This window comes from Streptomyces sp. NPDC046303, from assembly GCF_055588085.1.
The window spans coordinates 1-25,949 of record NZ_JBVJFA010000027.1 but is presented as its reverse complement, the minus strand read 5'-3'; the positions used below and the strand labels follow the sequence as shown (position 1 = coordinate 25,949).

27 protein-coding genes are annotated in these 25,949 nt (G+C 71.9%); 7 read left to right on the top strand and 20 right to left on the bottom strand.

What is annotated here, in order from left to right; genetic code table 11:
- Nucleotides 1–95: 95 nt before the first annotated feature.
- The 6 genes from ACZ6I1_RS25615 (at nt 96) to ACZ6I1_RS25590 (ending at nt 6,109) form a co-directional block, all read left to right on the top strand.
- Nucleotides 96–599 (top strand): Lrp/AsnC family transcriptional regulator, encoded by a 504-nt coding sequence (locus ACZ6I1_RS25615; RefSeq protein WP_069922162.1) that lies wholly within the window; start codon nt 96–98, stop codon nt 597–599.
- Between the two features lie 3 nt (nt 600–602).
- A complete protein-coding gene (locus ACZ6I1_RS25610; RefSeq protein ID WP_469290880.1) occupies nt 603–1,964 on the top strand; it encodes an aspartate aminotransferase family protein in 1,362 nt (453 codons plus the stop codon).
- A gap of 181 nt (nt 1,965–2,145) precedes the next feature.
- Complete coding sequence (locus ACZ6I1_RS25605; protein WP_469290878.1) at nt 2,146–2,943, top strand: ABC transporter ATP-binding protein; 798 nt, start codon at nt 2,146–2,148, stop codon at nt 2,941–2,943.
- Nucleotides 2,925–3,995, top strand: a complete 1,071-nt coding sequence (locus ACZ6I1_RS25600; RefSeq protein WP_469290876.1) for a hypothetical protein — start codon at nt 2,925–2,927, stop codon at nt 3,993–3,995. Before ACZ6I1_RS25605 ends, ACZ6I1_RS25600 begins: the two co-directional genes overlap by 19 nt.
- 25 nt (nt 3,996–4,020) lie before the next feature.
- Nucleotides 4,021–5,112, top strand: a complete 1,092-nt coding sequence (locus tag ACZ6I1_RS25595) for an LOG family protein (protein ID WP_469290874.1) — start codon at nt 4,021–4,023, stop codon at nt 5,110–5,112.
- Nucleotides 5,113–5,191: 79 nt separating this feature from the next.
- On the top strand, nt 5,192–6,109 hold the full coding sequence (locus ACZ6I1_RS25590) for a DMT family protein (protein WP_469290872.1): 918 nt from the start codon (nt 5,192–5,194) through the stop codon (nt 6,107–6,109).
- 6 nt (nt 6,110–6,115) lie between these two features.
- Here ACZ6I1_RS25590 and ACZ6I1_RS25585 read toward each other — a convergent pair whose 3' ends face one another.
- The 9 genes from ACZ6I1_RS25585 to rpsB all read right to left on the bottom strand — a co-directional run bounded on the left by ACZ6I1_RS25585 (nt 6,116) and on the right by rpsB (nt 15,941).
- Nucleotides 6,116–7,150 carry an ABC transporter ATP-binding protein gene (locus tag ACZ6I1_RS25585; protein WP_469290870.1) on the bottom strand — a complete coding sequence of 345 codons (1,035 nt, stop codon included), beginning with the start codon at nt 7,148–7,150 and terminating at the stop codon, nt 6,116–6,118.
- A complete protein-coding gene (locus ACZ6I1_RS25580) occupies nt 7,150–8,766 on the bottom strand; it encodes an ABC transporter permease (protein ID WP_469290992.1) in 1,617 nt (538 codons plus the stop codon). The genes ACZ6I1_RS25585 and ACZ6I1_RS25580 overlap by 1 nt, the downstream gene beginning before the upstream one ends.
- Nucleotides 8,767–8,861: 95 nt before the next feature.
- Nucleotides 8,862–9,962: a thiamine ABC transporter substrate-binding protein gene (locus tag ACZ6I1_RS25575; RefSeq protein WP_469290868.1), complete on the bottom strand. Its 1,101-nt coding sequence runs from the start codon at nt 9,960–9,962 to the stop codon at nt 8,862–8,864.
- Nucleotides 9,963–10,214: 252 nt separating this feature from the next.
- On the bottom strand, nt 10,215–11,327 hold the full coding sequence (gene rlmN, locus ACZ6I1_RS25570) for a dual-specificity RNA methyltransferase RlmN (RefSeq protein ID WP_469290866.1): 1,113 nt from the start codon (nt 11,325–11,327) through the stop codon (nt 10,215–10,217).
- Nucleotides 11,328–11,420: 93 nt separating this feature from the next.
- Entirely contained in the window at nt 11,421–12,497 is a 1,077-nt protein-coding gene (locus ACZ6I1_RS25565; protein WP_469290864.1) for a phosphatidate cytidylyltransferase, read from the bottom strand.
- Nucleotides 12,497–13,054, bottom strand: a complete 558-nt coding sequence (gene frr, locus ACZ6I1_RS25560) for a ribosome recycling factor (protein ID WP_362302603.1) — start codon at nt 13,052–13,054, stop codon at nt 12,497–12,499. The genes ACZ6I1_RS25565 and frr overlap by 1 nt, the downstream gene beginning before the upstream one ends.
- 85 nt (nt 13,055–13,139) lie before the next feature.
- A complete protein-coding gene (pyrH, locus tag ACZ6I1_RS25555; protein ID WP_073913371.1) occupies nt 13,140–13,919 on the bottom strand; it encodes a UMP kinase in 780 nt (259 codons plus the stop codon).
- A 162-nt stretch (nt 13,920–14,081) separates the two neighbouring features.
- Complete coding sequence (gene tsf / locus ACZ6I1_RS25550) at nt 14,082–14,918, bottom strand: translation elongation factor Ts (RefSeq protein ID WP_469290862.1); 837 nt, start codon at nt 14,916–14,918, stop codon at nt 14,082–14,084.
- A 135-nt stretch (nt 14,919–15,053) separates the two neighbouring features.
- Nucleotides 15,054–15,941, bottom strand: coding sequence for a 30S ribosomal protein S2 (gene rpsB, locus ACZ6I1_RS25545; protein ID WP_469290860.1), 888 nt, complete (start codon nt 15,939–15,941; stop codon nt 15,054–15,056).
- Between the two features lie 249 nt (nt 15,942–16,190).
- Here rpsB and ACZ6I1_RS25540 point away from each other — a divergent pair, with 249 nt between their 5' ends.
- Entirely contained in the window at nt 16,191–16,685 is a 495-nt protein-coding gene (locus ACZ6I1_RS25540; protein ID WP_469290858.1) for a M23 family metallopeptidase, read from the top strand.
- A 32-nt stretch (nt 16,686–16,717) separates the two neighbouring features.
- Here the strand turns inward: ACZ6I1_RS25540 and ACZ6I1_RS25535 are convergent, their stop codons facing one another.
- The 11 genes from ACZ6I1_RS25535 to lepB (ACZ6I1_RS25485) all read right to left on the bottom strand — a co-directional run.
- Nucleotides 16,718–17,257 (bottom strand): TetR/AcrR family transcriptional regulator, encoded by a 540-nt coding sequence (locus ACZ6I1_RS25535; protein ID WP_469290991.1) that lies wholly within the window; start codon nt 17,255–17,257, stop codon nt 16,718–16,720.
- Between the two features lie 70 nt (nt 17,258–17,327).
- Entirely contained in the window at nt 17,328–18,164 is an 837-nt protein-coding gene (gene whiG, locus ACZ6I1_RS25530; RefSeq protein WP_469290856.1) for an RNA polymerase sigma factor WhiG, read from the bottom strand.
- Between the two features lie 209 nt (nt 18,165–18,373).
- Complete coding sequence (gene dprA / locus ACZ6I1_RS25525) at nt 18,374–19,531, bottom strand: DNA-processing protein DprA (RefSeq protein WP_469290854.1); 1,158 nt, start codon at nt 19,529–19,531, stop codon at nt 18,374–18,376.
- Nucleotides 19,528–21,150: a YifB family Mg chelatase-like AAA ATPase gene (locus tag ACZ6I1_RS25520; RefSeq protein ID WP_469290852.1), complete on the bottom strand. Its 1,623-nt coding sequence runs from the start codon at nt 21,148–21,150 to the stop codon at nt 19,528–19,530. Before ACZ6I1_RS25520 ends, dprA begins: the two co-directional genes overlap by 4 nt.
- Nucleotides 21,150–21,521, bottom strand: a complete 372-nt coding sequence (locus tag ACZ6I1_RS25515; RefSeq protein WP_469290850.1) for a YraN family protein — start codon at nt 21,519–21,521, stop codon at nt 21,150–21,152. The genes ACZ6I1_RS25520 and ACZ6I1_RS25515 overlap by 1 nt, the downstream gene beginning before the upstream one ends.
- Nucleotides 21,522–21,629: 108 nt before the next feature.
- The gene (locus ACZ6I1_RS25510) at nt 21,630–21,938 is read right to left on the bottom strand and encodes a DUF2469 domain-containing protein (protein ID WP_005311352.1); all 309 of its coding nucleotides are present in this window, start codon (nt 21,936–21,938) and stop codon (nt 21,630–21,632) included.
- Between the two features lie 55 nt (nt 21,939–21,993).
- Complete coding sequence (locus ACZ6I1_RS25505) at nt 21,994–22,521, bottom strand: NUDIX hydrolase (protein ID WP_469290848.1); 528 nt, start codon at nt 22,519–22,521, stop codon at nt 21,994–21,996.
- Nucleotides 22,511–23,296, bottom strand: coding sequence for a signal peptidase I (gene lepB, locus ACZ6I1_RS25500; RefSeq protein WP_469290846.1), 786 nt, complete (start codon nt 23,294–23,296; stop codon nt 22,511–22,513). The genes ACZ6I1_RS25505 and lepB (ACZ6I1_RS25500) overlap by 11 nt, the downstream gene beginning before the upstream one ends.
- Before the next feature lie 42 nt (nt 23,297–23,338).
- The gene (gene lepB / locus ACZ6I1_RS25495) at nt 23,339–24,238 is read right to left on the bottom strand and encodes a signal peptidase I (protein ID WP_469290844.1); all 900 of its coding nucleotides are present in this window, start codon (nt 24,236–24,238) and stop codon (nt 23,339–23,341) included.
- A 113-nt stretch (nt 24,239–24,351) separates the two neighbouring features.
- Nucleotides 24,352–25,206 (bottom strand): signal peptidase I, encoded by an 855-nt coding sequence (gene lepB, locus ACZ6I1_RS25490; RefSeq protein WP_469290842.1) that lies wholly within the window; start codon nt 25,204–25,206, stop codon nt 24,352–24,354.
- Nucleotides 25,199–25,949: signal peptidase I (gene lepB / locus ACZ6I1_RS25485; protein WP_469290840.1), on the bottom strand; the 751-nt coding region annotated here is incomplete at its 5' end. The genes lepB (ACZ6I1_RS25490) and lepB (ACZ6I1_RS25485), both read right to left, overlap by 8 nt.

Sequence of the window (25,949 nt, the reverse complement as noted above, 5' to 3'; positions counted from 1 at the left end):
ACAGAGCCAGAGACCACCAACTACGAAATCGGTGAGATCTGAGTCGCCAAACGACGGATTTCATCGATTCCGTCTTGCGGAACAGACGACTCCTCGTGCACAGTGTGGTCGTGGTCAGTCGAAGCGCAGATTCCAGGAACAGACAACCGTCCCCTTCGGTCGATGCTGTGTCCCTGGCGATCATCGAGCAACTGCAGGAGGACGGTCGCCGTCCCTACGCAGCGATCGGCAAGGCCGTCGGCCTGTCGGAAGCGGCCGTGCGCCAGCGCGTGCAGAAGCTGCTCGATCAGGGCGTCATGCAGATCGTCGCCGTCACCGACCCGCTCACCGTGGGCCTGCGACGCCAGGCCATGGTCGGCATCAACGTCGAGGGAGACCTCGACCCGGTGGCGGACGCCCTGACCGCCATGGCCGAGTGCGAGTACGTGGTGATGACCGCAGGGTCCTTCGACCTGATGGTCGAGATCGTCTGCGAGGACGATGACCACCTGCTCGAAACGATCAACAAGAAGATCCGCGCGCTCCCCGGCGTGCGATCAACCGAAAGCTTCGTTTACCTGAAGCTGAAGAAGCAGACCTACATGTGGGGAACTCGATAACCCGTGAGCCAGGACCTCTCCAAAACCGCGTACGACCACCTGTGGATGCACTTCACCCGCATGTCGTCCTACGAGAACGCGCCCGTGCCCACCATCGTGCGCGGTGAGGGCACCTACATCTTCGACGACAAGGGCAAGCGCTACCTCGACGGCCTCGCCGGCCTGTTCGTGGTCAACGCCGGTCACGGCCGCAAGGAACTGGCCGAGGTCGCCTACAAGCAGGCGCAGGAACTCGCGTTCTTCCCCATCTGGTCGTACGCCCACCCCCAGGCCGTGGAGCTCGCCGAGCGCCTCGCCGACTACGCCCCGGGCGACCTGAACAAGGTCTTCTTCACCACCGGTGGCGGCGAGGCCGTGGAGACCGCCTGGAAGCTCGCCAAGCAGTACTTCAAGCTGCAGGGCAAGCACACCAAGTACAAGGTCATCTCGCGTGCGGTCGCCTACCACGGCACCCCGCAGGGCGCCCTGTCCATCACGGGCCTGCCGGCCCTGAAGGCCCCCTTCGAGCCGCTGGTCCCCGGCGCGCACAAGGTGCCGAACACCAACATCTACCGCGCCCCGATCTACGGCGACGACCCCGAGGCCTTCGGCCGCTGGTGTGCCGACCAGATCGAGCAGGAGATCCTCTTCGAAGGCGCCGACACCGTCGCGGCCGTCTTCCTGGAGCCGGTGCAGAACGCGGGCGGCTGCTTCCCGCCGCCGCCCGGGTACTTCCAGCGCGTCCGCGAGATCTGCGACGAGTACGACGTCCTGCTCGTCTCCGACGAGACGATCTGCGCCTTCGGCCGCCTCGGCACGATGTTCGCCTGTGACAAGTTCGGCTACGTCCCGGACATGATCACCTGTGCCAAGGGCATGACCTCGGGCTACTCCCCGATCGGTGCCTGCATCGTCTCGGACCGCATCGCGGAGCCCTTCTACAAGGGCGACAACACCTTCCTGCACGGCTACACCTTCGGCGGCCACCCGGTCTCCTCGGCGGTCGCGCTGGCCAACCTCGACATCTTCGACAAGGAAGGCCTCAACCAGCACGTGCTGGACAACGAGGACGCCTTCTTCTCGACGCTGAAGAAGCTGCACGACCTGCCGATCGTCGGCGACGTCCGCGGCAACGGCTTCTTCTACGGCATCGAGCTCGTCAAGGACAAGGTCACCAAGGAGTCCTTCACGGACGAGGAGACGGAGCGCGTGCTCTACGGCTTCCTCTCCAAGGCGCTGTTCGAGAACGGCCTGTACTGCCGCGCCGACGACCGAGGGGACCCGGTCATCCAGCTGGCCCCGCCGCTGATCGCCGACCAGGGCACCTTCGACGAGATCGAGGGCATCCTGCGCTCGGTGCTCACCGAGGCGTGGACCAAGCTCTGATCAGCCGCCGGACCAGGCTGTAAATCGTCCGACCACACGGCCCGGATCCTCCGTTCGAGTGAGAACGCGGGGGTCCGGGCCGTGTGCTGTCACCATCCAAGACGTTCATCTCTTTACATCGCAGTGCGGCGCCAGTGACCGAACCGGTTCCGCTTCGTTCCCCCGGACGGAGGTGTACGCCATGGTGGCTCCACCGGATTCAGCCCCACCCGACAACGACGTTCTGTGGGCGCGGTCCCTGCACTACTCCCACGGGAGGTCCCGCCGGACGAAATCCGGAGGAGGTTCCCCCGGTCTCGTCGGGGTCTCCGTCGGGGTCCGCCAGGGCGAGATCCTGGCCCTGACCGGCCCGCGCGGCAGCGGGAAGACCACCCTGCTGCGCTGCCTGTCCGGACAGCTGCGCCCCGAGCAGGGCGAGGTCTGGTTCAACAGCGTCCCCGTGCACACCATGGGGGTCCGGGCCCGCGAGCGGCTGCGCCGCGACCGGTTCGGCTGGATCGGCCCCGAGCCGCAGCTGCTGCCCGAGCTCAAGGTGTGGGAGAACGCGGCCCTGCCGCTGCTGCTCGCCGGCGCCTCGTACCGCAGCGCCCGGCACGCCGCCTGCGAATGGCTGGACCGCCTGGACATCGGCGCGCTCGCCCGCAAGCGCCCCGGCGCCCTCAACCGGCCCGAGTCCCAGCGGGTGGCGCTGGCCCGGGCCCTCGTCAACGAGCCCGCGGTGATCTTCGGCGACGAGCCCACGGCTCCGCTGCACCGGGCCGAGCGCGCCCTGCTGCTCCGTACGCTCACCACCGCGGCCCGCTCGCACGGCATCACCGTGGTGCTCGCCACGCACGACGAGGAGACCGCGGCCGCCGCCGACCGCCGCCTGGCCCTCCTCGACGGCCGGCCCGCCGCCACGGCCGCCGCCGCGGGCCCGCAGGGCCCCCCGCCCGCCGAGACCACGGAGGGGCAGGCCGCGTGCTCGCTCTCCGCCTAGCCCGCGGCTCCCGCCCGCTGGTCCAGCTGCGCCGGCTGCTGGTCGCCGCCGCCTCGGCCGGAACCGGGTTCCTCCTCCTCTACGTGCTCGCCGGGGCGGTGGCCCACCCCGGCGGATCGTTCCGTCGCCTGCTGTGGACCCTGGTGCCGCTGGCCGCCACCGTCCAGTTCGCCGTCGCCGTGGCCCGTACCGACCCGGCGACCCGGCCCCGCGAAGGACTGGACGCCGCCGGGCTGGGACCGGTACGGCTCAGCATGGTCGCGGCGATCTCCACCGCCGTCGCCTGCACCCTGGGCAGCGCACTGGCCCTGGCCGCCTTCCTCCACCTGCGCGGGGACCTGGCCGGGCTGCCCTTCGACGGAGCCGGCGCCGCACTGCTCCACGCCGGCCAGCCGCTGCCCGTGGCTGCTTCGCTCACCCTCCTGGCCCTGGTCCCGCTGACCGCGTCGGCCGCCGTGCTCACCCTGCCGCGGCGCAGGCCCCTGGCCCCGCAGACCGGGCTGCCGTGGGGCATCGCGATCACCGCCTGCGGACTCGCGGCCCTGGCCTACGCCGGGCCGGGCGGGCCGGGAATGCTCGCCGGCTGGTCGCTCACCGCCCTCGGCCTGGCCCTCGCGGGGCCCGGCCTGGCCTACGCCTGCGGCGCCCTGATCCAGGCCGTACGCCCCGGCGCGCTGCGGCTGCTGGCCGGCCGGGCCCTCCAGGAGGAGGCGCCCCGGGTCGGCCCGCCGCTGGGGGTGCTCTGCGCCGTCGGTGCGGCCGCCCTCACCGCCCTGGCCCTGCGGGACCGCGGGGGACTGCTCCTCCCCCTCGGTCCGCTGACCGGACCGGCCGCCGCCCTGGTCGCCGTGTGCGCCGCCGCGACCCTTCTCACATCCGCGGTGGAGGCGCGCCAGAGCCGCGCCGCCGACCGCGAGGCCCTGACCGACCTCGGCGCTCCCGCCAAGGTCCTGCGCACGGCCGCGAGTTTGCGGGCCACTGCCCTGCTGGCCGTGTGCGTACCGCTCAGCTGGGGTGTGGCACAGCTGACGTCACTGGCCCTGACCCGCTGACACGGCAGCCCTTAGGGTGGGCCGAATGGTCAACGCAGACATCGAGATCGAGACGCTCGCCGAATTCGACCAGGTCGTGGCCCGCGGCTCGCTCAGCGGCTACCGCGTCCAGTCGGTCAACCTGCTGGAGCGGACCTTCGCGCTGCTGTCCGCCGACACCTCGGACGCCGTGTTCCTCGGCTGCGCGATGGAGCCCGACGCCTCGGCGAAGGTCCGCGCCGACGGCGCGATGGTCTTCCCGCCCGTGCCGGACCTGCCGTTCAACCCGTACCGGGGCCTGCTCTACACGCCGGAGGAGCTGTTCACCGGACTGCCCTCCGGATACGAGGCCACCCCGGACGCCCTGGCCTACGCCTGGTTCCAGGAGACCAAGGCCGACGGCGACGTCCTCTCCTCGATGCTCCGCTCCCTCCACGACGACGCCGTCTCCGACGCCCTCGACGAGCACCTCCGGGGTGCCCGGGTGGTCGGGGTGATGGGCGGCCACGCCATGTCCCGCGGCAGTACGGAGTACCGCGGCGCGGCGGAGCTCGGCCGGGCACTGACCCGGTCCGGGCTCACCGTGGCCACCGGCGGCGGCCCCGGCGCGATGGAGGCCGCCAACCTCGGCGCCTACCTGGCTCCGGCCCCGGACGAGGCCCTTGCCGAAGCCCTTGAGCTGCTGGCCAAGGCGCCGTCGTTCGCCCCGTCGGTATCCGACTGGGCGCGGGCGGCCTTCGCCGTACGCGACCGGTGGCCCGGCGGCGGCGACTCGGTGGGCATCCCGACCTGGTTCTACGGGCACGAGCCGCCGAACGCCTTCGCGGCGCACATCGGCAAGTACTTCGCGAACGCCATCCGGGAGGACGGGCTGCTGGCCCGGTCCACGGCGGGCACGGTGTTCCTGCCCGGCGCGGCCGGAACCGTCCAGGAGCTCTTCGACAGCGCGACGCCGAACTACTACTCCTCGCGGGGCGAGCCGGCGCCGATGGTCCTGGTCGGCCGGGCGCACTGGACCGAGCACCTCCCCGCCTGGCCCCTGCTCCAGGCACTGGCGCGCGGCCGGGCGATGGAGTCCAAGATCGCCCTCGTGGACTCGGTGGACGCGGTCCCGGACGCACTCGCCGCAATGGCCTGACTCCGGGAGGCAACTTCCCGGCGCGTTCTGACGTCTGGCAGAGGTACCGCAAACCTGCCAGACGTGAACGGAGCCTTCGGTGCTCATAGGCCTGCTGACCGCTGTCGCGGCATCCATCTGCTACGGGACGGGATCCGTCCTGCAAGCCGTCGGATCCCGCCGCGCCGCCCGGATGTCCCCGTCCGCCGCCGGGGTGACGGCGCACGGCGGCCCCAACCTGGCGTCCACTGCGAAGGCGGCGATGACCTGGGAGTTCATCGTCGGCACCATCCTGGACTTCGTGGGCTTCGGGCTGGGCGCCCTGGCGGCCCGCCTCCTGCCGCTGTTCCTGTCCCAGACGGTGATCAGCGCCAACCTGGTGATCACCGCGGTGCTGAGCGTCAAGATGCTGGGCATCCGGCTGAGCCGCAAGGAATGGACCTCCATCGGCGTCGTCTGTACGGCGCTGGTGCTGCTGGCGACGGCCGCGGGCCACGAGGGCGGCCACCACGCCCCGATGTCCACGCACTGGTGGCTGCTGGGGATCACCCTGCTGCTGATGGTGGGCGGCACGGTGGCCGTACGCCTCCTCGGCGGCAGGGCGGCGATCCTGGCGGGCCTGCTGTCCGGCCTGGGATTCGGCGCGCTCGGCGTCGGCGTCCGGATCCTGGACGGCGTCGACCCGTTCGACCTGGGCACCCTCCTGGCCGATCCGGCCCTGTACGCCATCCTCGCGGCGGGCTTCGGCGGCATGTACCTGCACACGGTCGCCCTCCAGATCGGTTCGGTGAACGGCGCGACGGCCGCCCTGGTCGTCGGCGAGACGGTCCTGCCGGGTGCGATCGGCGTGCTCTGGCTGGGCGACGCCTCCCGGCCGGGCCTGGCCTGGCTGGCGGCCTTCGGCTTCGTCCTGGCCGTCACCGGCGCGGTGGCGGTCGCCTGGTACGGCAAGCACGAGGGGGCCGACCCGGAGGTGGAAGCCCGGGTCCCCGAACCGGAACCGGAACCGGTGGCTTGAGCAGTACTAGCGGCCGGGGGCGCCGGCGGGCAGGACGACCACCTCGGACGGGGTGAAGGACACCGCGACCCGGTCCCCCGCGGCCGGCGCCCCCGCCAGCCCGCACTCCGCCTCCAGCACCGGCCCCGACTCGGGGCGCAGCAACAGCGCGACGTGCGTGCCGCGGAAGGTGCGGGAGACGACCTCGCACCGCAGACCGGCCGCGGCCAGGACGACTCCGGCCGGGCGGATCAGCAGCTGCCGGTCGCCCTCCGGGGAGCCGGCCGGGACCGGGACCTTGCCCCACGGGGTACCCGCGGTCCCGGCCGAGACCACCGCCGGGACCACGTTCTCGAAGCCCAGGAAGCGCGCCACGAACTCCGAGGCCGGGCGCTGCCACACCTCCAGCGGGGTCCCGGCCTGTGCGACGCGCCCGTCCCGCATGACCACCACCCGGTCGGCCAGCGCGAAGGCCTCGCCCTGGTCGTGCGTGACGGCCAGCACCGTGGTCCCCAGCCGGGAGAACAGCCCCTGCAGCTCGACCACCAGCCGCTCGCGCAGCCCCCGGTCCAGCTGCCCCAGCGGTTCGTCCAGCATCAGCAGGCGTGGCGACGGCGCCAGCGCGCGGGCCAGCGCCACCCGCTGCTGCTCGCCGCCGGACAGCGAGGCCACCGCCCGGTCCTGGGCGCCGGGGAGGCCGACCAGCTCCAGCAGCTCCGCGACCCGGGCCTCGTACGAGCCGCGGCCCGCGCCCCGCATCCGCAGCCCGAAGGCGACGTTCCCGGCGACGTCCCGGTGCGGGAAGAGCTGGTGGTCCTGGAACATGAGGCCGAGGCCCCGCCGGTGCACGGGCACGCCCGCCTGGTCCGCGCCGCCCAGCGTCACCCGGCCCGCGGACACCGGCTGGAGCCCGGCGACGACGCGCAGCAGGGTCGACTTCCCGCTGCCGCTCGGCCCCAGCACGCACACGATCTCGTGCTCGGCGACCTCCAGGTCCACCCGGTCCACGACCGCGCGTTCACCGAAGCGGACCGACACCCCGTCCAGCCGGAGCAGTGCCATCAGAATTCTCCCGAGGTCTTGTCGGGCCGCAGTCGCTCCAGCACCAGCAGGGACACCGCGCACACCAGCATCAGAATCGTGCTCAGGGCCATCGCCTGCCCGTAGTTCATCTCTCCGGCCCGCCCCAGCAGCCGCGCCACGGCCACCGGCAGCGTCGGACGGTCGGGCCGTGCGATGAAGACGGTCGCGCCGAACTCCCCGAGCGAGACGGCGAAGGCGAAACCCGCCGCGATCAGCAGCGCCCGCCGCACCAGCGGCAGGTCCACCTCCCGCCAGGCCCGCAGCGGGGACGCGCCGAGCACGGCGGCGGCTTCCCGCAGCCGCCCGTCCACGGCGCGCAGCACCGGCAGCATGGTCCGTACGACGAACGGCACGCCCACCAGGGCCTGTGCGAGGGGCACCAGGATCCACGAGGTCCGCAGGTCCAGCGGCGGCTCGTCCAGGGTGATCAGGAATCCGAAGCCCACCGTCACGGCGGACACCCCGAGCGGCAGCATCAGCAGCGCGTCGAAGCCCCGTACGAAACGGCCGCCGCGCCGGGTGAGGGCCGCGGCCGCGAGCCCGCCGACCACCAGGGCGATGGCCGTGGCGGCGAGCGCGTACTGCAGGGAGTTCCAGATCGCCTCCAGCGGCGGCACCAGGAAGGTTCCGCCGCCCGCGCCCGCGCCCTGGAGCGCCCGGTAGAAGCCGAAACCGTACCCGCCGGGCGCGTCGAAGGACCGCTCCACCAGCACCGCCAGCGGGGCCACGATCAGCAGGGCGACCGTCAGCAGCACCCCGCCCAGCAGGGTGCGCTGCGCCCAGCCGCGCGGCCGGTGCGTCGTGCGCCCCGGGTCGACCAGCCGCAGCGCCGTCTCCCGCTTGCGCACGGTCCAGGCGTGCACGGCGAGGATCGCGCCGATCGCCGCGAACTGCACCATCGTCAGCACGGCGGCCGTGGGCAGGTCCAGGAGCTGCGCCGTCTGCCGGTAGACCTCCACCTCCAGGGTGGAGTAGGCGGGCCCGCCGAGGATCAGTACGACGCCGAAGGAGCTGAAGGTGAACAGGAACACCATCAGCGAGGCGGCGGCCACGGCCGGGGCCAGCGCGGGCAGCGTCACCCGCCGCCAGGCGGCGAACCGCCCGGCGCCCAGGACCCGGGCGGCCTCCTCCTGGCGCGGATCCAGCTGCGCCCACAGCCCGCCGACCGTGCGGACGACGACGGCGTAGTTGAAGAAGACGTGCGCGAGGAGGATCGCCCAGACGGTGGTGTCGAGCCGGACCCCCACCCGTTCGTCCAGCAGCCCGCCCCGGCCGACCAGCGCGAGGAAGGCGGTGCCGACGACCACGGTCGGCAGCACGAAGGGAACGGTCACCAGGGCCCGGAGCAGCTGCTTGCCGGGGAACTCGAAGCGCGCGAAGACGTACGCGCCGGGGAGTGCGATCAGCAGCGTGAGCGCGGTGGAGGCGAGCGCCTGCCAGGTGGTGAACCACAGCACGTCGGCGATGTCGGGCCGGGCGAGGACCTCGCCGATCCGGCCGAACTGCCATCCGGTGCCGGTCTTGAGCCCGCGTCCGACGATCGCGGCCACGGGATAGGCGAAGAACAGCCCGAAGAAGGCGAGGGGCACGGCCATCAGGGCGAGCCGTACGGCCGTGGCCCGCCCGCCGTCGCGGGGGCCGGGGGCCGGCGCGGCGCCCCCCGGCGCCGCGCCCGCTCCCTTGGTGCCGCTTACTTCACGACGAGCGAGGTCCACGTCTTGACCCACTGCTCACGGTTCTTGGCGATGGCCTCGGGCGCCACGTTCTCGGGCTTCTCGACCACCACACCGTGCTTGGTGAACAGCTCCGGCAGGGAAGCGTTCTTCGTCACCGGGTTCACGAACATCTGGAGCGGCATGTCCTCCTGGAACTTCTTGCTGATCAGGAAGTCCACGAGGGCCTTGCCGCCGTCCTCGTTCTTCGCGCCCTTGAGCAGGCCCGCGAACTCGATCTGGCGGAAGCAGGTACCGGTGGCGACGCCCGTCGGCGCCTCGGCCGGCTGCGGCTCGCCGTACAGCACCTCGACCGGCGGGCTGGAGGCGTAGGAGACGACCAGCGGGCGGTCGCCCTTGGCCTTCTTGCCGCCCGCCGAGCCGGAGAAGCGCTCGTTGTAGGCCTGCTCCCAGCCGTCGACGACCTCGACGCCGTTGGCCTTGAGCTTGCTCCAGTAGTCCTTCCACCCCTCGTCGCCGTACTTGCCGACGGTGGCGAGCAGGAAGCCGAGGCCCGGGGAGGAGGTCGCGGCGTTCTCGGTGACCAGCAGGTTCTTGTACTCCGGCTTGATCAGGTCGTCCAGCGTCTGCGGCGGGGCGATCTTCTTGTCGGCGAAGTAGGCCTTGTCGTAGTTGACGCAGATGTCACCGGAGTCGATCGGGGTGACCCGGTGCTCCTTGTCGAGCTGGAACTCGGGCTTGACCTCGCCCAGGCCCTTGGCCTCGTACGGGGTGAAGATCCCGTTGTCCAGGGCGCGGGAGAGCAGGGTGTTGTCCACGCCGAAGAAGACGTCGCCGCGCGGGGAGCCCTTGGTGAGGATCTCCTGGTTCAGCGCCGCGCCCGCGTCCCCGGACTTCAGGACCTTGACGGTGTAGCCGCTCTGCTGCTCGAACTCCTTGAGGACCGCTTCGGTCGCATTGAAGGAGTCGTGGGAGACGAGGGTGACGGTCTTGGACTTCGGCGCGTCGCCGGCGCCGGCGGGCTTGTCCTTGGCGTCGCCGCCGCCGCAGGCGCTGAGCGTGGTGACGCCCAGGGCGGCCGCGAGCGCTGCGCCCGCGATCTTCTTGGTGGTGCTCACTGGTGATTCCTCCTGGGATGACCAGGAGAAGACGCGGCCCTGCCCGGCGCTCTGGGGGAGCGGACGCCGGGCAGGGCGCAACAGCATGAGTGGTGACCGAACTTCCTACCCCGAATGACCGGGGCGAGGTTCAGAGGGTCTGCGGATGACGGATACCGCACTCTCAGCGCTGTGGCGCTCCCCTGTCGGAATATGCAATTGGTTCGGCCACAGGGTACCCCGTGGCCGAATACGCACGCCGCGAGGCGGAATCTAGCGCTCCGAGGCCGCGAGCTGGCCGCACGCGCCGTCGATCTCCTGGCCGCGGGTGTCCCGCACGGTCACGGGCACGCCGTGGCGGGCGATGGCCTCCACGAAGGCCCGCTCGTCCTCGGGCCGCGAGGCGGTCCACTTGGAGCCCGGCGTCGGGTTCAGCGGGATCAGGTTGACGTGGACGCGCTTGCCCTTGAGCAGCTTGCCCAGCAGGTCGCCGCGCCAGGCCTGGTCGTTGATGTCGCGGATCAGGGCGTACTCGATGGAGATCCGGCGGCCGGACTTCTCCGCGTACTCCCAGGCCGCGCCGAGGACCTCGCGCACGTTCCAGCGGGTGTTCACGGGAACGAGGGTGTCGCGCAGCTCGTCGTCGGGCGCGTGCAGCGAGACCGCGAGGCGGCACTTGAAGCCCTCGTCGGCGAAGCGCAGCATGGCCGGGACCAGGCCGACGGTGGAGACGGTGATGCCGCGCTGCGACAGGCCCAGGCCGTCGGGCTCCGGGTCGGTGAGGCGGCGGATGGCGCCGACCACGCGGTTGTAGTTGGCGAGCGGCTCGCCCATGCCCATGAAGACGATGTTCGACAGCCGTGCCGGGCCGCCGGGGACCTCGCCGTCGCGCAGCGCGCGCATGCCGTCGACGATCTGGTGCACGATCTCGGCGGTGGACAGGTTGCGGTCCAGACCGGCCTGGCCGGTGGCGCAGAACGGGCAGTTCATGCCGCAGCCGGCCTGCGAGGAGATGCACATGGTGACCCGGTCGGGGTAGCGCATGAGCACGGACTCGACGAGCGTGCCGTCGTGCAGCTTCCACAGGGTCTTGCGGGTGGTGTCGTCGTCGCACGAGATGTGCCGGACGACGTTCATCAGCTCGGGCAGCAGCTCCTGCTGGAGCTTCTCCCGCGAGCCCGCCGGGATGTCGGTCCACTCGGCCGGGTCGTGCGCGTAGCGCGCGAAGTAGTGCTGCGAGAGCTGCTTGGCCCGGAACGGCTTCTCGCCGATCGCGGCGACCGCCTCGCGGCGCTCGGCCGGGGTCATGTCGGCGAGGTGCCGGGGCGGCTTCTTGGCCCCGCGAGGGGCGACGAAGGTGAGCTCTCCCGGAACGGGGCGGGCCATGGCAGGTACTCCTTGTAAGACGAAAGGCGCGCCGCAGAAGCAGCGCGCCTTTCAAGAGTAACCGCCCGGCGTCTTGGGACGCCTTTCCGCAGGTCAGCCCGTGCCCACGAACGCCGCCAGCAGCAGCCAGACCACCGGCGCGGTGGGCAGCAGCGAATCCAGCCGGTCCATGATGCCGCCGTGGCCCGGCAGCAGGGTGCCCATGTCCTTGATGCCCAGGTCGCGCTTGATCATCGACTCGCCCAGGTCGCCCAGGGTGGCGCTGACCGCGACCGCGAGGCCCAGCAGCAGCCCCTGCCACCAGGAGCCGCCGTCGATCAGGAACTCCATGCACAGCGCGCCGGCCGCCATGGCGAAGGCCACGGCGCCGAACAGGCCCTCGCGGGTCTTCCCGGGGCTGATGCGCGGGGCGAGCTTGGTCTTGCCGAAGCGCCAGCCGACGGCGTAGGCCCCGGTGTCGCTGACCACCGTCAGCACCAGGAAGGTGACCACGCGCTGCGGTCCGTCGTCGGCGGTGAGCAGCATCGCGACGAAGGTGGCCAGGAAGGGCACGTAGAACGCCGCGAAGACGCCCGCCGTGACGTCCTTGAGGTAGTCCTCGGGCGGTTCGGTCATCCGCCAGACCAGCACGGCGAGGGCCGTCAGGGCCATGGCGACCCAGGCGCCCTCGGCCCCCCGGACGTATCCGGCGATGACCATGGCCGCGCCGCCGACGGCGAGCGGGACCAGCGGGGCCTTGATGCCCTTCTTCTCCTGGAGGCGGGAGGTGAGCTCCCACAGGCCCACGACGACCGCGACGACGATGACGCCGACGAAGACCGCCTTGACCACGAACAGCGAAGCGAAGATCACCGCACCGAGGCCGACGCCGACCCCTATGGCAGCGCGCAGGTCCCTCCCCGCCCGCTTCTTGGGCGGCGGAGGCGAGGCGTCCTGCGGTGCCTGTGAAGGCGGGGGCGGGGGGCTGGGCATGGGCTCCTGCGGCGGCGTTTCGGCGCGGAAGAGGGGGCCGCCGTCCGCGGCGGCCCCCCGATCGCGTGCTTCCCGGTCGTCGAAGTCACGGCCGGCGGCATCGGGCACGATGGGCATGGGCCGAGTGTGCGGGCCCACCTGCGCATCGTATGCGGGACCCGCCGGAACCGGCTCCGGCTGCCAGGAAGAGTCGTTCATCAGACTTCGAGGAGCTCGGCTTCCTTGTGCTTGAGGAGCTCGTCCACCTGCGCGACGTACTTCGCGGTGGTGTCGTCGAGCTCCTTCTCCGCGCGGCGCACCTCGTCCTCGCCGGCCTCCTTGTCCTTGATCAGCTTGTCAAGGGCGTCCTTCGCCTTGCGGCGGATGGAGCGGATGGAGACCTTGGAGTCCTCGGCCTTGTTCTTCGCGACCTTGATGTACTCCTTGCGGCGGTCCTGCGTCAGCTCGGGGAAGGTCACCCGGATGATGCTGCCGTCGTTGCTCGGGTTGACACCGAGGTCGGAGTCGCGGATGGCCTGCTCGATGTTGCGCAGGGCGCTCTTGTCGAACGGGGTCACGATCGCCATGCGCGGCTCGGGGACCGAGAAGGAGGCGAGCTGGTTGATGGGCGTGATGGCGCCGTAGTAGTCCGCCACGATCTTGTTGAACATCGCCGGGTGCGCACGGCCGGTGCGAATCGCGGCGAAGTCTTCCTTGGCGACGACGACGGCCTTTTCCATCTTCTCCTCGGCCTCGAGGAGGATCTCTTCGGTCACCACGTGCTCCTGCATGTCTTGAATGGATGGTTCAGGCGGGCGGGGCGGGCGGGGCCGGTCCGGGCTCGGTCCGGCAGCGGACTGCTCAGGCCCGGGTTCCCTGGTCGCTGACGAGCGTGCCGATCTTCTCACCCTTGACGGCGCGGGCGATATTGCCCTCGGCGAGCAGCTCGAAGACGAGGATCGGGAGCTTGTTGTCGCGGCACAGCGTGATGGCGGTGGCGTCGGCGACCTTGAGGTCGCGGGACAGGACTTCGCCGTACTCCAGCGCGTCGAACTTCACCGCGTCCGGGTTCTTCTTCGGGTCGGAGTCGTAGACGCCGTCGACCCCGTTCTTGCCCATGAGCAGCGCTTCGGCGTCGATCTCCAGGGCGCGCTGGGCGGCCGTGGTGTCGGTGGAGAAGTACGGCATGCCCATGCCGGCGCCGAAGATGACGACGCGGCCCTTCTCCAGGTGCCGGACGGCGCGCAGCGGGATGTACGGCTCGGCGACCTGGCCCATGGTGATGGCGGTCTGCACGCGGGAGTCGATGCCCTCCTTCTCCAGGAAGTCCTGGAGTGCGAGGCAGTTCATCACGGTGCCGAGCATGCCCATGTAGTCGGACCGCGCCCGGTCCATGCCGCGCTGCTGGAGTTCGGCGCCGCGGAAGAAGTTTCCGCCGCCGATCACGACGGCGATCTCCGCGCCGTCACGGACCACCGCGGCGATCTCGCGCGCGATGGCGTGGACGACGTCGGGGTCGACGCCCAGTCCTCTGCCACCCGAGAAGGCCTCGCCCGACAGCTTCAGCATGAAGCGGCGGCCCTTCTTGTCCTGGTCGCTCTTGTCGTCGGATGCGGTGTGGGGGTCCACGCCCTGATTCATGGAGATCTCCTCGTGCACATACGAAGAAGGCCATTGCCGGTGGGTCCTTGCGGTTCCCTCTGCGGCAATGGCCTCCTCGTCAGATCTGCGGTCGCCTCGCGCAAGCGCGGGCGACTGCCTCAGACCCTACCGGGGTCCGGTGTCCGTCGTGTACGGACGGACTCAGATGCCGACCTTGATGCGGGCGAAGCGCTTCAGGGTGACACCGGCCTCGTCCAGGACCTTCTGGACGGACTTCTTGTTGTCCAGCGCGTACGGCTGGCCGAGGAGGGTGGCCTCCTTGAAGAAGCCGTTGACGCGACCCTCGACGATCTTGGCGATGGCAGCCTCGGGCTTGCCCTCCGCGCGGGTGACCTCTTCGGCGATGCGACGCTCGGACTCGACCTTCTCGGCCGGGACGTCCTCGGCGGACAGCCACTGCGGGGCGAACGCGGCGATGTGCTGCGCGACGCCGCGGGCGACGTCCGCGTTCTCCTTGTCGAGCTCGACCAGGACGCCGATCTGGAACGGCAGGTCGGGCATCGTGCGGTGCATGTACGAGGTCACGTAACCGCCGGTGAACTGCGCGAAGCGGTCCAGGACGATCTTCTCGCCGAGGTTGGCGTTGGCCTCGTCGACGAAAGCGGTGACGGTCTTGCCGGGCTCGATCTCGGACGCGAGCAGCGCCTCGAGGTCGGCCGGGGAGGTCTTGGCGACGTGCGCGGCCAGCTGGTTGGCGACGGCCAGGAACTTCTCGCCCTTGGCGACGAAGTCGGTCTCGCACTTCAGCTCGACGATGACACCGGAGGTGTTGTCGTCGGCGATGAGGGTGACGACCGCACCGTTCTCGGCAGAACGGCCCTCGCGCTTGGCGACGCCCTTCTGACCCTTGATGCGGAGCGCTTCCATGGCCTTGTCGACGTCACCGTCGGAGTCCACAAGCGCGTTCTTGCAGTCCAGCATGCCGGCGCCGGTGAGCTCGCGGAGCTTCTTGACGTCAGCGGCGGTGTAGTTCGCCATGAGTCTGTGATTCTCTCTCGAAGTCGTAGATCTACGGGTGAACGGCGGAGGCGCCGCGCTTGTGGCGCGGCTCCCCCGCCGTCATCGTCCGTGCTGTGAGGGCCCGGCGCGTGAACGCCGGGCGCTCTCAGTGGGTCAGGCCTGCTCGGCGTCGGCGGCCGGGGCCTCAGCCTCGGCGGCCGGGGCCTCGACGGGCTCGGCGGCGGCCTCGGCCGGAGCGGCCTCAGCAGCGTCGTCGGCCTTCTTGTCGCCCTCGAGCAGGTCGCGCTCCCACTCGGCGAGCGGCTCGGCAGCGGCCTTCTCGCCCGGCTTCGAGTCGCCGGTCGCGGCGCCGGAGCGGGCGATGAGGCCCTCGGCGACGGCGTCGGCGATCACGCGGGTGAGCAGGGTGACGGAGCGGATCGCGTCGTCGTTGCCCGGGATCTTGTAGTCGACCTCGTCGGGGTCACAGTTGGTGTCGAGGATCGCGACGACCGGGATGTGGAGCTTGCGCGCCTCACCGACGGCGATGTGCTCCTTCTTGGTGTCGACGATCCAGACGGCGCTGGGGACCTTCGACATCTCGCGGATACCACCGAGGGTCTTCTCCAGCTTGGTCTTCTCGCGGGAGAGGACCAGGAGCTCCTTCTTGGTGAGACCCGAGGCGGCGACGTCCTCGAAGTCGATCGCCTCAAGCTCCTTCAGACGCTGGAGGCGCTTGTAGACGGTGGAGAAGTTGGTGAGCATGCCACCCAGCCAGCGCTGGTTGACGTACGGCATGCCCACGCGCGTCGCCTGCTCGGCGATGGCCTCCTGCGCCTGCTTCTTGGTGCCGACGAACATGATGGAGCCACCGTGCGCGACGGTCTCCTTCACGAACTCGTAGGCGCGGTCGATGTACGACAGCGACTGCAGCAGGTCGATGATGTAGATGCCGTTGCGCTCCGTGAAGATGAAGCGCTTCATCTTCGGGTTCCAACGACGGGTCTGGTGACCGAAGTGGACGCCGCTTTCCAGCAGCTCCCGCATCGTGACGACGGCCATGGCCATCTCCTTGGTTTCTCGGTTTGGTTCCTGACGCCCCGCCGCGCCCTGCCCCGAAAAGGGACCGAGAGACGCTCTCACCTGGCCGTTTCAGGCTGGTGCTGGGGCGTGCGAAGTCGACCCGGTGACCCGGATCGCCACAAGAAGTGTACGGGACCCGGCGGTATGCCGGGTGACGCCGTTGTCCACACGCCGCGGCCCGTCCACAGGGCGGCGCGCGGGACGGACCGGCGCGGGACGCTGTCCGCCATGACGACACTGCTGCTCAGCCTGCTGCTGACACTGCTCCAAGCCGCCGCTCCCGGGCCGGCCGGGGCGGTCCGCCCGCTGCCCGCGCCGCTGTCCGTGGCCCGCTGGTGGGACCCGCCGCCGACCCCGTACGCGGCCGGGCACCGCGGCGTGGACCTGGAGGCGCCGGTGGGCGCGGAAGTCCGGGCGGTCGCGGCCGGCCGGGTGCACTACGCCGGCCAGGTGGCGGGCCGCGGGGTCCTCTCCCTGACCCTGCCGAACGGCTTGCGCACGACCTACGAACCGGTCCGCGCGCTGGTCGCGGAGGGCGAGGCGGTGGTGGCGGGCCAGGTGGTGGCGGTCCTCACGGAGGGCACCCACTGCGCGGCCCCGTGTCTCCACTGGGGCCTCCTGTCGGGCGAGACCTACCTCAACCCCCTGACCCTCGCCCCCCGCCCGACCCCCCGGCTGCTCCCACCGGACCCCGCCGCACCCTCCAGCCCCGCCGGCGGTTGAGGCGCGGGGTCCGGGACGGAGCCCCGGGGACCTCAGCCCCGGACGCCCCGCAGAGCCATCGCGACCGCAGTCTCCGTCACGACCTCGGGATCCTCGGCCGCACCGAGCTCGATCCGCCGGACGGCCGCGTCCACGACCCCCTGCAACAGCATCGCGGCCAGCCTGGGCTCCGCCTGCCCCAGCGCGGCCAGCGCCTCGACGATCATCGCCACCAGGCCCCCGTGGGCCGCGCGGATCTTCTCCCGCGCCCCGGCGTCCAGCTCGCTCGCGGAGATGGCCACCACCGCCCGGTGCCGCCGGTCGCCGACCAGCCCCAGCTGGCTCCGCACGTAGGCCTCGATCTTCGCCTCGGGCGACTGCGCCTGCTCCATGGCCGCTTCGATCTCGGCGGCCCAGACGGGGAAGTCCACCGCGCACAGCTCTTCGACGACGGCCGCGCGGGAGCGGAAGTACTCGTACACGGAGGACCGGGCGAGCCCGGTCCGCTCCGCGAGGGCGGGGAAGGTCAGCGCCTCCGTCCCGCCTTCGGACAGCAGGGAACGCGCGGCGTCCAACAGGGCGCCGCGCTGCATCGACCGGTGCTCGGCCACGGAGGCCGCTCGAATCCTGGGCACGCCTCCACTGTACGGAGGTACCGCAAGCTCACCGCCCCACATCGGCGAGCTTGGCCCGCAGTTGCAGCACGGACTTGGTGTGGATCTGGCTGACGCGGCTCTCGGTGACGCCGAGCACGTTGCCGATCTCGGCCAGCGTGAGCCCCTCGTAGTAGTAGAGGGTGACCACCGTCTTCTCCCGCTCGGGCAGTGTGTTGATGGCCCGGGCCAGCAGGCGCCGCAGCTCCCGGTCCTCCGCCACCTCCACCGGGTTGTCGGCGGCGGTGTCCTCCAGGGTGTCCATCAGCGAGAGGCGGTCGCCGCCCTCCCCGCCGACGTGCAGCAGCTCCTCCAGGGCGACCACGTTGGCCAGGGACAACTGGCTGAAGACCGTGTGGAGGTCCTCCACCGCGATCCCCATCTCCCCGGCGACCTCGGTCTCCGTCGGAGTGCGCCTCAGCTGGGCCTCCAGCGTGGCGTAGGCCCGCTCCACGGCGCGCGCCTTCTGCCGCACCGAACGCGGGATCCAGTCCAGTGCGCGCAGCTCGTCGATCATCGCCCCGCGGATCCGGGTGATCGCGTACGTCTCGAACTTGATCGACCGGTCGATGTCGAACTTCTCGATGGCGTCGATCAGTCCGAAGACCCCGGAGGAGACGAAGTCGGCCTGCTCCACATTGGGCGGCAGGCCCACGCTGACGCGCCCGGCCACGTACTTGACCAGCGGCGAGTAGTGCAGGATCAGCTGCTCCCGCAGCCGCTCGTCACCGGAGTCCTTGTACGAGCGCCAGAGCACCTCCAGGGACGAGGGCGCGGTGGACCGCCCACTGCCGCGGGCAGCGGGGGGCACCGCAGCGCGGTCGGACCCTGAGGTGTGCTGGGGCATGCTTCGCCTTTGCCGGAGCCGGATTCCTTGGGAGCGTAGCGTGACGGAAGTGTCGCGGTGCGCGAAGAGTACGGGATGGCGCGGGGGCGCACGGGCGCCCCGACTCGCGCGGGCGACCCGGGACCGGCGCCTGGCGCACGGTCCCGGCGACTGCCACCGGGAGGACCGCGTCTCTCATCGGTTTCACTCTTTCACCGGAACGCCCCAGGTCAACGACCGCCTCGCCGGGTGGCTCCGGTTTGTGTGCCGCCTCCAGGCGTTCGACCGGTCAACTGCCAGGCGTCGCCCTGCCGTTCGACGAACCCCAGAGAGTGAAGTTCGTACAGTCTGCCGATGACTTCATCGGTGCCGTTGCCGGAGGCACGTGCCAACTCCTCCACCTGGACCGGCCGGCCCGCCGGGAGTGCTTCGAGCACCCGGCCGGTCTCCCGGTCCAACAGGTCCCGGGCGAGTACGGGCCCGCGCCGCTCGGGAGCCAGCTCGCCGATGGAGCCGACGAGTTCGACCACCTCCGCCGCGTCGGTGACGAGGACGGCCTCGCCCCGCAGCAGTTCGTGGACCCCGGCCGAGAGCCCGCTGGTGGCCGGCCCCGGGACTCCCATCGTGAACCTCCCGAGCGCCTGGGCGCGCCGGGCGGTGACCAGGGAGCCGCTGCGGTGGGCGGCCTCCACCACGACCGTGCCCCGGGTGAGGGCGGCGATGACCCGGTTGCGCAGGACGAACCGGGTCGGGGTCGGGTGGCTGCCGGGCGCCAGTTCCCCGAGGACCAGCCCCTGTCCGGCGATCCGGCCCAGGAGCCCGGCGTGTCCGCGGGGATAGGCGACGTCGACCCCGCAGGCCAGCACCGCCGCGGTCGCCCCGCCCGAGGCGAGGGCCCCGCGGTGGGCGGCGCCGTCGATCCCGTACGCGGCTCCGGACACGACGACCCAGCCCCGCTCGGCGAGTCCGGCGGCCAGGGTCTGGGCCATGTGCGCCCCGTACGGAGTACAGGCCCGGGCCCCGACCACGGCCACCGAACGCAGCGCCCACGTCCGCAGGTTGGGCCGGCCCCGCAGCCACAGTCCGACGGGCCGGGCGTCACCGAGGTCGTCGAGCTGGGTGGGCCACTCCGCCGAACCGGGACAGACGAACCGTCCCCCCGCCTCCGCGGCCAGTGCCAGGTCCCGCCGGGGATCGGCCAGCGCCGCCCGCCTCCGGTACCCGGCCAGCCGCTCGGCCCCCACCCCGGCCGGCCCCTCCGCCTCGGGTCCGGTCAGCATCCGTATCAGCTCCACCGCCCCGTACTCCCGCAGCCACCGCCCGCCCCGCTCCTCACCGGGCTCCAACACCCGCGTGAGCGCCGCCCGCGCCAGCAGTTCGGGCGTCATGGCCGCTCCCCCGTCATGAGCGGTACGCCCCGTGCGATGCCCGTGCGGAGCTCCAGGGCCACGGCCACGTCCAGGGCGGTGGGGCGGTCCCTGCCGCCCAGGTCCGCGACGGTCCAGGCCACCCTCAGCACCCGGTCCAGCCCGCGCGCGGTGAGCAGGCCCCGCTCGAGGTCCCGCTCGGCCTGCGCCAGCGCCCCCGGGTGGGGCTTCCATCGCGTGCGCAGTTCCCGCCCGGGGACCTCGCTGTTGATCCGCCAGGGGGTGTCGCCGAGGCGGTGGGCCGCGCGCGCCCGGGCCTCGATGACCCGCTCGGCCACGGTGGCGCTGCTCTCGCCCCGCCCGTGGCCGAGCAGTTCGGACCGGCTGACGGGTTCGACCTCGATGCGCAGGTCCACGCGGTCCAGCAGGGGACCCGACAGACGCGCCTGGTAGCGCCTGATCGACGAGGGCGCGCAGTCGCAGCCCGCGCCGAGCAGGGTGTGGCGCCCGCAGGGGCAGGGGTTGGCCGCGAGCACCAACAGGAACCGGGCCGGCAGGCGGACCACTCCGGCAGCCCGGGCGACCACGATGTGCCCCGATTCGAGGGGCTGTCTCAGCGCGTCCAGTACTTGGGGGCGGAACTCGGGCGCCTCATCCAAAAAGAGGACGCCTTTGTGGGCCAGGGACACCGCCCCGGGTCTCGGCAGGCCGCTGCCGCCGCCGACCAGGGACTGCATGGTGGCCGAGTGGTGTGGTGCGCAGTACGGCGGGACGGTCACCAGGGGCTCACCCGGGGGCAGGATCCCGGCGACCGAGTGCACGGCGGTGACCTCCAGCGACTCCTGTTGGGTGAGCGGCGGCATGATGCCCGGCAGCCGCTCGGCCAGCAGGGTCTTGCCCGCTCCGGGCGGACCGCTCAGCAGCAGGTGATGGCCGCCGGCCGCAGCGACCTCCAGGCCCCGCCGGGCCGGTCGCTGCCCGGCCACGTCGGCGAGGTCCAGTCCGTCCCAGCCCCCGGAGGGCCCCGCCAGCCCCGTGCCCATGCCCGTGCCCGGGAGGACCAGGCCGGCCAGTATCGGGTCGGGTCGGCCCGGCGGGTCGGGGGGGTCCTCCTCGGGGTCGACGTCGCCGCCGGTCAGGACCGCGATCAGCCGGCGCAGGCTGCGTACGCCGAGGACCGAGACGTCCGGCACGAGCGCGGCCTCGGCGGCGCACTGCTGCGGGACCACCACCTGCCGGTAGCCGGCCTCCGCGGCGGCGAGGACGGCCGGGAGGATCCCCCGGACCGGACGCACCCGGCCGTCCAGCCCCAGTTCGCCGATCAGCACGAGATCGGCGATCGCGGCCGGGTCGACCACCTCGGCGGCGCCGAGCACGGCGGCCGCCACGGCCAGGTCGAAGCCGGCTCCGGACTTCGGCACGGAGGCCGGGCTCAGGCCCACGGTGAGCTTCTTCTGCGGCCAGACCGCTCCCGAGTTGACCACGGCGGCCCGCACCCGGTCCCGGCTCTCGACCAGGGTCTTGTCCGGCAGCCCCACGAGGGTGAAGGCCGCGACCCCGGGCTCCAGGTCGGCCTGGACCTCGACCACCACGCCGTCGACGCCCACCAGGGCCACCGAACAGGCTCGGGCGAATCCCATCAGGCCACCCCCCTGACGTGCTCCACCACGGGCGCGCCGCGCCGGGGCAGCAGGACTCCGACCAGGTCGATGCGCACTCCGCCCGGCGGCGGCCCGCCGTGGTCGGCGAGCCAGCGCCCGGCGAGCATGCGCAGGCGCTCGGCCTTGCCGGGCCGCACGGCGGCCATGGGATGCTCGAAGTGCCCCGCCCGGCGGGTCTTGACCTCGCACACGACGAGGGCGTCACCGTCCCGGGCGACGATGTCGATCTCCCCGCCGCGGCACCGCCAGTTCCGCGCGATCACGGTCATCCCGGCCTCGGCCAGCCGCCGCGTCGCGAGCTCCTCGCCGTACCGCCCCAATGCCTGCTGTGCCACGCCCTTCGCGTTCATCCGGCACCACCTCCGGTACCGACGATCGCGCGCCCCCGCCCACCTTGTGGATCTTGGTGGAGAACTCCGCCGCTGTGGATAACCCGGTCACCCGTACGGCGGAGGAAATCAGCTGCCCGGCAGTTCGAGGTCGCTCTTGTTGAGCTCCTCGATGTTCACGTCCTTGAACGTCAGCACCCGCACCTGCTTCACGAACCGGGCCGGCCGGTACATGTCCCAGACCCAGGCGTCCGCCATGGAGACCTCGAAGAAGACCTCCCCCTGGACCGAGTGCACCTGCATCTCGTAGTCGTTGGTGAGGTAGAAACGGCGTTCGGTCTCGATCACGTACTTGAACAGCCCGACGACGTCGCGGTACTCCCGATAGAGCTTCAGCTCCATCTCGGTCTCGTACTTTTCGAGGTCCTCGGCACTCATGGCATGTTCCCCTTCAGCCGTGCGTCCCCCTATTGTGCGCCAGGCCCCTGCGCCCCTAAACGATTTCCGGGGCCAGGACCACCGGCGCACCCGGAGGACCGTCGTCGAGCAGCGTACGGAGCAGCTCGGCGAGTCTGGTCGGATACACCGTCTCACGCGCCGAGAGAAGTTCCTCGGAGGTCCACCACCTGGCTCCGGTGACACTGCGCCGCTCCAGCTCCGTGAGCCCGCCCGGCCGGGTCCGCGTCTGGGCGGTTCGGGCCAGGAAGTACCACTCGTCCTGCTCCCAGCGGCGCCCGTCGAAGGGGAAGGAGCAGTACCGGTGCCACAGCACCGGCCCCAGATCCACCTGTGTGATCCCCGTCTCCTCGGCGAGTTCCCGCAGTGCGGCCTGCTCCCTGGTCTCGCCCTCCTCCAGCCCGCCGCCGGGGGTGAACCACCAGTCGTCCGCCGGATCCGCCGGTTCGAAGCCGTGCAGCAGCAGGATCCGGTCCGCCGGGTCCAGGAGGATCACCCGCGACACCTTCCGGGGGCCAGGCGCCGGACCCGGACCCGGACCCGGAGCCGCCGGGTCAGTGGACACCGGCCCGCTCCCGCCGCCGCCCGCGCCCGAGAACCCGTACGAGAGGTCCGTACGCCGCGCCCAGCAGCACCAGGGCCGCACCGGCCGCCACGGTCACGAGCTGGAGCCGCAGCGGGCCCGGCCGGGAGATTCCGCCGGGCAGCGCCGCGTACGTCCCCGGCCGCTCCAGCATCGCCATGGAGGGCCAGGCGACGGCGTCCACGCGGCCGCTGACCGCCGACCGGGGCACGGTGCCCTGGCCGGCCTCCTGGAGGTGGGCCCTGGAGTCGAGGGAGGCGGCGCGGCGGTCGCCGAGCAGGAAGAGGTTCCCCTCGGGAACCGTCACCTCGAAGGGGGTCCCCGGGGGCGCCGGGGCCTGCCCGGGCGGCATCGCCAGACCGGAGTCGGGCTTGGTGTGGTCGGCGTACGGCTCGTCGAGGGCGGTGCCGTTTACGGTCAGCTCGCCGCCCGCGCCGCAGCACTTCACGGTGTCGCCGCCGATGCCGACGACCCGCTTGAGCATGGGCGAATCGCTCCACATGGAATCAGTAAAGATGACCACGTCCCCCCGGCGCACCTCGCCGCCGTCGATGCGCTGGGCCAGCACCCGGTCCCCGGGCAGCACCGTGGGCATCATCGAGTCGGTGGGCACGGTGTACGGCCGGTAGACCAGCGCCCCCCACAGGAAACCGCCGAGGAAGAGCGCAAAGCCGACGGCCACGGCGATGCCCGACAACACGTTGCCGAGACCGCCGCGGCCGTCCTTGCCCCTGCGTATTGCCTCTGTTCCGCCCATTGCAGCGCTCCCACGTCGGAGATCGTCGACCTGGGCGGCACCCTACCCGGCGGTACGGCCCGTGGTCAGCCTCCGCCGGCGCCACATGACGAGCGGCACGGCGCCCGTGAGTCCGAGGGCGGCGGGAGCGAGCCCGACCGGCGCCAGACCGGCGGCGCCGAGGCCGAGCGCGGTCGCCGCGGCCTGGTTGCCGATGCCCGGCTGGTCGAAGGTGTCGGGGACGGGCAGGGTGGACCAGCGGGTGAGCGGCCACGCGACCACGATGGCCCGCCCGACGACCTTGTCGACGGGCACGAAGCCCTGGGTGGAGTCCTGCATGTGGTAGCGGGAGTCCTGGGAGTTCTGCCGGTGGTCGCCCATCACCCAGATCTTGCCCTCGGGCACGGTGAGGGGGCCGAAGGGGGCGTCGTCGCACGCGGTGTTGCCGGGGAAGATGTACGGCTCGTCGAGCGCCTTGCCGTTGACGACGACCGGTCCCCCCTTCTTGCACTCGACCGTGTCACCGCCGATGGCAATGGTCCGCTTGATCAGGTCCTTCTCGGCGGCGTCCGGCATCAGGCCGATCTTGCTGAGGATCTGCTGGGCCAGGTTCGGCTCCGGGGTGGGCTCTCCGGACAGCCAGTTCGCCGGGTCGTGGAAGACGACGACCTCGCCCCGCTCCGGTTCGGAGCCGAACCACGGGGTCAGCTTGTCCACCAGCACCCGGTCGCCGCGCTGCAGGGTGTTCTGCATCGAGTCGGACGGGATCGAGAACGCCTGCACGAGGAAGGTCTTGATCAGGAGGGCCAGCAGCAGCGCGATACCGATCAGGAGCGGGAGCTCCTTCCAGAACGAGCGGTGCGGGCGCGCCTTGGTGCCGCCGTCCTCCTCGGCCTCGTGCCTGACGGCGTCGTCCGGCCGCTCCTCACCCTCGTCGCGTCCGGATCGTGCGCCTACCGCCACGTCCCCCACATCCACTCCTCAGTCCGATTCGCCGCCCGCTCCGAACCGGAAGACGGGCCCTCCCCTCCCTTAACGAGCGGGAGTTCCCTAAGGCGCGGGAGACCCAGGACACACTATGCGAACGGCGGGGTCCGACGGCGCCCACGACGCCCGCGTGCCTCGCGCCGGGCCTGATCGGGGACCATCCGGAAGGTCTCGGGCGTCTCCAGCCGGCGCCAGTGCCCGAACGGCCAGGCGATCACCACGGCTTCGCCGACGACCTCGTTCTCGTCGATGGTGCCGTCGAAGGCCTCGTCGAGGTGGTAGCGGGAGTCGGCCGAGTTCGCCCGGTGGTCGCCCATCACGAAGATCCGGCCCGGCGGCACCTGCACCTCGAAGCGGATCTCCGAGGGTGCGTTGCCCTCGTTCACGTACGGCTCATCGAGCGGCGAGCCGTTGACGGTGACCCGCCCCCGGGCGTCGCAGCACTTGACGGTGTCGCCGCCGACGCCGATGACGCGCTTGATCAGGTCCTGCTCGTCCGCCGAGGGCAGCAGCCCGATGAAGGTGAGGGCCTGCTTGATCTGCTTGACCCCGACCGGGTCCGGGGCCGGCCGGGCGATCTCGCCCTTGAGCCAGCCGCCGGGGTCCTTGAACACGACGACGTCGCCGCGTTCGACCTTGGAGCCGAACCACGGCGTCAGCTTGTCCACCAGCACCCGGTCGCCGATCCGGATGGTCTGCTCCATCGACCCCGAGGGGATGAAGAAGGCCTGCACCAGGAAGGTCTTGAGGAGGAGCGCTATGCACAGCGCGACGACCACCAGCAGGGGCAGTTCGCCCGCGCGGCGCGTGCGGCGGCGGCGCCGCACCTTGCGGGCCAGCCGGCGCCGCTGGGCCCGGCCGCCCTCCGCCACGACGGGTTCCGGCTCCGGCTCGGGTCTGCGCTCGGGCTCCCGCCCGCCGCGCGGCCGCCCGCGGCTACCCATGTCCGCCGCCGGCCGCGCCCCAGCGGGAGACGGGCCAGCCGATCCATGCGGCCCGGCCGATCACCTTCTCCACCGGCACCATCCCCCCGCCCGGTTCGCCCAGGTGGTCCCGCGAATCGCGGGACTGGGACCGATGATCCCCCATCACCCACAGGGTCCCCAGGGGTACGACGATCCGGAAGGGCACCTTCGAGGGCGCGTCGCCCGGGTAGAGGTACGGCTCGTCCAGCGGGGCGCCGTTCACCTCGACGCGTCCGGCGGCATCGCAGCACACCACGTCGTCGCCGCCGACGCCCACGACCCGCTTGACGAAGTCGGTGTCGGCGGGCTCGGCGAGCCCGAGCGCCGAGGCCGCGCCGTGCAGCAGCTCGCCGACCGGATGGCCCGCCGGGCGTTCCCGTACGAAGGACCCGGTGCCGTCGAAGACCACCACGTCACCGCGGCGCGGCTGGTCGCCGAAACGGTACGCCAGCTTGTCGACCAGCACCCGGTCGCCGACCTGGAGCGTCGGCTCCATCGAGCGGCTCGGGATCAGGAAGGGCTGGAGCACGAAATGGCTGAGCAGCAGCAGGAAGACGGTGCAGATCACACCCAGCGCTCCGGCCCGCCGCCAGGTCAGCGGCCACAGGCGCGCGGAAAACGCACAGCGGGGGGGGGGGGGGGGGGGGGGGGGGGGGGGGGGGGGGGGGGGGGGGGGGGGGGGGGGGGGGGGGGGGGGGGGGGGGGGGGGGGGGGGGAAGGGG

Coding starts and splice junctions, on each gene's coding strand:
- dprA (WP_469290854.1), bottom strand. CDS start 19,531: ATGACGCCCGAACTGCTGGCGCGGGCGGCGCTCACGCGGGTGTTGGAG.
- rpsB (WP_469290860.1), bottom strand. CDS start 15,941: ATGGCCGTCGTCACGATGCGGGAGCTGCTGGAAAGCGGCGTCCACTTC.
- ACZ6I1_RS25535 (WP_469290991.1), bottom strand. CDS start 17,257: ATGCAGCGCGGCGCCCTGTTGGACGCCGCGCGTTCCCTGCTGTCCGAA.
- ACZ6I1_RS25605 (WP_469290878.1), top strand. CDS start 2,146: ATGGTGGCTCCACCGGATTCAGCCCCACCCGACAACGACGTTCTGTGG.
- ACZ6I1_RS25565 (WP_469290864.1), bottom strand. CDS start 12,497: ATGAACGACTCTTCCTGGCAGCCGGAGCCGGTTCCGGCGGGTCCCGCA.
- lepB (WP_469290846.1), bottom strand. CDS start 23,296: ATGGGCGGAACAGAGGCAATACGCAGGGGCAAGGACGGCCGCGGCGGT.
- whiG (WP_469290856.1), bottom strand. CDS start 18,164: ATGCCCCAGCACACCTCAGGGTCCGACCGCGCTGCGGTGCCCCCCGCT.
- ACZ6I1_RS25520 (WP_469290852.1), bottom strand. CDS start 21,150: ATGGGATTCGCCCGAGCCTGTTCGGTGGCCCTGGTGGGCGTCGACGGC.
- lepB (WP_469290842.1), bottom strand. CDS start 25,206: ATGGGTAGCCGCGGGCGGCCGCGCGGCGGGCGGGAGCCCGAGCGCAGA.
- pyrH (WP_073913371.1), bottom strand. CDS start 13,919: ATGAATCAGGGCGTGGACCCCCACACCGCATCCGACGACAAGAGCGAC.
- ACZ6I1_RS25510 (WP_005311352.1), bottom strand. CDS start 21,938: ATGAGTGCCGAGGACCTCGAAAAGTACGAGACCGAGATGGAGCTGAAG.
- ACZ6I1_RS25515 (WP_469290850.1), bottom strand. CDS start 21,521: ATGAACGCGAAGGGCGTGGCACAGCAGGCATTGGGGCGGTACGGCGAG.
- ACZ6I1_RS25540 (WP_469290858.1), top strand. CDS start 16,191: ATGACGACACTGCTGCTCAGCCTGCTGCTGACACTGCTCCAAGCCGCC.
- rlmN (WP_469290866.1), bottom strand. CDS start 11,327: ATGGCCCGCCCCGTTCCGGGAGAGCTCACCTTCGTCGCCCCTCGCGGG.
- ACZ6I1_RS25585 (WP_469290870.1), bottom strand. CDS start 7,150: ATGGCACTGCTCCGGCTGGACGGGGTGTCGGTCCGCTTCGGTGAACGC.
- ACZ6I1_RS25595 (WP_469290874.1), top strand. CDS start 4,021: ATGGTCAACGCAGACATCGAGATCGAGACGCTCGCCGAATTCGACCAG.
- ACZ6I1_RS25580 (WP_469290992.1), bottom strand. CDS start 8,766: ATGGCCGTGCCCCTCGCCTTCTTCGGGCTGTTCTTCGCCTATCCCGTG.
- tsf (WP_469290862.1), bottom strand. CDS start 14,918: ATGGCGAACTACACCGCCGCTGACGTCAAGAAGCTCCGCGAGCTCACC.